This window comes from bacterium, assembly GCA_021158245.1.
GTDB lineage: Bacteria > Zhuqueibacterota > QNDG01 > QNDG01 > QNDG01 > QNDG01.
In genome coordinates this window covers 1-4,473 of the sequence record JAGGVB010000053.1, presented here as the reverse complement: position 1 = coordinate 4,473, position 4,473 = coordinate 1, and the positions used below count along the sequence as shown (strand labels likewise).

The 4,473-nt window shown below is 35.6% G+C and carries 2 protein-coding genes; one reads left to right on the top strand and one right to left on the bottom strand.

Translation table 11 applies throughout. The features are described from left to right. Window positions 1-536 precede the first annotated feature (536 nt). Window positions 537-2,597: a tetratricopeptide repeat protein gene (locus J7K93_02855; GenBank protein ID MCD6115930.1), complete on the top strand. Its 2,061-nt coding sequence runs from the start codon at window positions 537-539 to the stop codon at window positions 2,595-2,597. A 724-nt stretch (window positions 2,598-3,321) separates the two neighbouring features. On the opposite strand, the gene J7K93_02850 is transcribed toward J7K93_02855, so the two are convergent. Continuing rightward, window positions 3,322-4,473, bottom strand: a protein-coding gene (locus tag J7K93_02850) for an IS3 family transposase (GenBank protein ID MCD6115929.1) whose coding sequence is annotated in 2 segments (ribosomal slippage) — window positions 3,322-4,214 and window positions 4,214-4,473 — 1,153 coding nt annotated over the 2 segments. Because the reading frame shifts where the segments join, the coding sequence is not laid out codon by codon here. This gene is flagged as partial in the annotation.

Sequence of the window (4,473 nt, the reverse complement as noted above, 5' to 3'; positions counted from 1 at the left end):
TTGGCATCTTTTGATTTTAAACGCTTGATGCCGTAGTTATGTTTTACATCTACCATAAGGATTCTCCTTAATTTTTAGTATTCTTTCAAATTTACGGATTCCTATGGTCATATGCACTAAACTTTAAATAAATTACGGTTTTATATAGTACTTAGTTTCTTGCGACGGCTTGAACAGACGAATGTTGTTCTGATTGATAATGCCGTTAAAACGAATACGGCGGAAAAAATGCAGAAACAGTAATTGTTACATCAATGGGAGAGGATATCCGCTACACTGTGTGCAACAAGAGAGACGGGCGGCTGATATCCGGAGATGAATTTGGTTTGATTTACCAAATTAAAATAATTCGGCCTTAATTTGTACATAAACAGATTAACCGCAATCGCTGTTATTTTTCTATAAATAGCGGTTTATTAAGGCATTAGGCAGCTAATTTATTTTGGCTTTAAATCTGGCACCTTTTTTGCATATTTTATTCTGTTGATTTTGTCATTCGAGTCAATGAGTGTTTATTATATCATAAAGAGAAAAACATGAAAAAAAGATATATACTGCTGATCTGGTTTTTTCCTGCGGTTATTTTTGCACAACAGCAAAAAATTGACAGTCTTAAGTCTATTATAAAAGAGCATGAAAAAGTGGCTCGAATTGATATTCTTAATAAGATTTCGTTTGCTTATAATACTGTTTTTCCTGATTCAGGATTGAAGTATTCAAAAAAGGCTATAAAATTTGCAAAGGATTTGGGATATCAAAAAGGTATTGCAGAAGCTTTGCAAAATACAGGAGTGAATTATCTGGCAAAAGGAGATTTAAAAGCGGCTTATGACTACAATAAGCAAGCTTTAAGTATATTCGAGAAATTACAGGATCATGTTGGTATATGCGAGTCGTTGATAAATATCGGCCTTGTATATAATTCATTTGGTGAGAAGGATAAGGCCCTTGGTTATTTTGTTAAGATGATGGAGATTGCAGAGGCAAATAAAGATACTGCCAGAATTATAAAGGGATATATAAATCAAAGTTTAGTACTTATGGATAATGGGGATAATGATAAGGCATTAGAGTATCTTGAATTAGCAGAGAAATTAGATGATAAAACTGGAGATTTGGTCAATCAGTCAATAGTTTATATTGATCTTGGTGTTGTTTATTCGAGAAAACAAAATATGGAAGAAGCATCAAAATATTACCTGAAAGCGGAAAAATTGTGTAAAAGAATAGGCAATATTTCAGGTCTTATAACAGCGTATCTGAATTTGGGGGTTATTGAACAAGGTAAAGGGAAAAATAAAGAAGCTCTGAGATATTATAATAAAGCGATGAATAACAGTGAAAAGATTGGAGATAAGGGAAATACTGTTTTAATATATTACAATATCGGATCAATTTACTTAGATGAGAATAAATATAGTTTTGCATTAAGCTATTTTGAAAAGATCCTGCATTTAGCAAAAAAAACAGCGAGTAAATCGGATTTATTGTATGCTTATTGGGGCTTTTACCTCTACTATGATAAAACAGGCGATTATAAAACGGCACTAAATTTTATCAGGAAATACGATACAGTTGCTGCAGAGGTTTATTCGGAAAACAACCAAAAGAGAATATCTGCAATACAGACTGCTTACGAAGTTAGGAAAAAAGACAAGGAGATGGAGCTGTTAAAGAAGGAAAAGGCTATTCAGGATATGAAGATGTGGAGACAGCATATTCTTTTATGGATTTTAATTATAGGCTTTATTATCATTATTACTGTATCAACGATAATTCTGCGTTTGTACAAATATCAAAAAACAATAAACATGGAATTGTCTTATGCAAATGAGAAGATACAGGAGAAGGAAAATAAGCTTAAAAAGGTTAACGGGAAGCAAAAGAAAATACTTACGGAGTTAAAGGAAGTAAATTTAACAAAAGATAAGTTTTTTTCCATTATAGCCCATGATATTAAAAGCCCTCTTCAGGTACAGCTTTCGGGATCAAGGCTCCTTGCAGACAGGATCAATGAACTTGATAAAGAAAAGATTAAAGATATTGCATCGGAATTGAAAAAAAATACACTGCATCTTTTTAATCTTCTGGAAAATCTTCTCAACTGGTCACAGCTGCAACAGGGAAGAATGAAGCACAAACCGGAGCGGATTCATCTTTCAGACATGGTTGATTCTGTAGTATATTTAATGAGCGGCAGTGCAGACCAAAAAGAAATAAAGATTAATAAAGATATTAGCAGCAATATATTTATCAAAGCCGATCCAAATATGTTCAAATCTGTTTTGCAGAATTTGGTTTCTAATGGGATTAAATTTTCCAACAGAGGGGAAGCAGTCAATATTTCTGCAAAAATAAAAGGTGAAAATGTTGAAATTTATGTACAGGATAGTGGTACGGGGATTCCAAAAAAATTACAGAAAGAGATATTCAGAATTGATAAACAAAATTCAAGATTAGGTACTGAGGGTGAAAAAGGAACCGGGCTTGGATTAGTCTTATGCAGAGATTTTGTCAGGGAAAACAGGGGTAATATATTCATTGACAGCAAAGAAGGAGCAGGGACAAAAGTGACACTGGTTTTTAGTAAAGCATAAAAGCATGAAGCTCTGCAAATATAAATAAAGAAATAGCAATGTTCCAGGTCTCTGCAAAAATTTACAGTGCACTGTCAGCAATATTATTATTTAATCAAATTAATGAATGAATTAATACATTACTATCCGGCTTAAGTTGTACAGCAGGCAGAAGTTATATGAATTTGCCCGTTAAAAAGGCGATCTTGAGGTAGAAGAAACAGAGCAGAATTTGTTTAGATATTGATAATTTGGAATAGTTGCACTTTTTTAGTTTTTTTACAAGTCGATGTACTCATCCTAAAATCTCCCGTCTTTACGGTTACATCTATTTTGAGGCAGCGATCAATTTATGAAATAATTCAATTCCTCTAAACTTACTTTATTTTTGAGCCAATACGTGCCTTTGTTAAGATAAAAAATAGTTGACTTTGATCAACAATTTATGTAAATTTTGTGTGAATTTAAGAAATAATGTTAAAAAAATTTTGTTCCATGTTGAAAAGCGTAGGTAATCATATTCAAGATCAGCCGTTAAGAAATAAATTATGTTGATAAAGTTATGGATATTTCAAAACCTACGCGCTCGTCGTTTTGCCAGTTGTATTTTGGAATTGAGGCCTTTCAGAAAACCGGTGGTTATCCAGGTGCATAATTGATGATCCCTTGCTCAGGGGATCACATTGTGTTTACAGCCTCTTAAAAAGGCTGGAATTGCCACAAAAAAATGGACACATAGTTAAGATTAAACAGCCTTTTTCATGGCCGTGAATTGCACCGGAGACATGTTGTCAAGATATGAATGTTTCCGAATACGATTATAGAAAATTTCAATGTACGAAAAAATTGACTGCCGGGCCTGCCAGCGATTTTGATATTTATAACGATACACCTCTTCTTTTTTCAGTGTCGCGAAAAAGCTCTCAGCAACAGCATTATCCCAGCAGTCACCTTTGGCTGACATACTCTGGATCATTTTGTATTTTGCAAGCTGTTCTTTGAAATCTTTACATGCATACTGAATACCACGATCAGAATGAAAGATCAATCCCTCTGTAGGATGGAATCTCCCATATGCATGGTCTAAGGCTGCTATTGTCGTTTCAGCGGCACTCATGCTACTGCTCATGGACCAGCCTACAACCATGCGGTTAAACAGGTCAATTATCACAGTAAGATAAAGCCAACCAGCCTGAGTGAATATGTAGGTGATATCAGATACCCACACGCTATTGGGCTTTTCTACAGTAAAATCACGTTCCAGTAAGTTTGGTGCCACGGGGTAGTTATGGTTACTGTCTGTGGTAACCTTGAATTTCTTCTTACTGACAGCGTTTATGCCATATGCTTTCATAAGGCGTGCTACTCTGGCTCTGCTGACTACAAATCCTTCCTTATGCAGCTCATCGGTAATCCGTGGGCTGCCGTAGCGTCTGTGACTTTTTTCGTAGATATTCTTTATTCGTTCAATCAACTGCATGTTTTCCTCTGCCCGCTTACTAAGCGGTCTCCCAAGCCAGGCGTAATAGCCGCCCCGACCGACCTTGAGAGCATGGCACATTTTCTCCACCGGAAACATATGCGTATGCATTTGTATAAACCGGTATTTCATTGGGACGGTTTTGAGAAAATGGCCAAGGCTTTTTTTAAAATATCTCGCTCCATCCTGGTGTCAGCCAGTTCTTTCCGAAGCTGACGCACTTCTTCTTCCGGTTCTTTCAGTCTGCCAAGTCCGGGAAACGCGTATTCAGTATCTGCCTTGTATTCACGTATCCACCGGTTAAGCAGATTTGGGCTGATTCCAAGATTTCTGGCAACTTTAGATGCATTACCACCTTTGGATTCAACTAATTGAATTGATTCCAATTTGAACTCTTTAGTATAAATACGACGCGCT

Excerpts from the sequence above, each read along its gene's own strand:
- J7K93_02855 (MCD6115930.1), top strand. The coding sequence starts at position 537 with ATGAAAAAAAGATATATACTGCTGATCTGGTTTTTTCCTGCGGTTATT.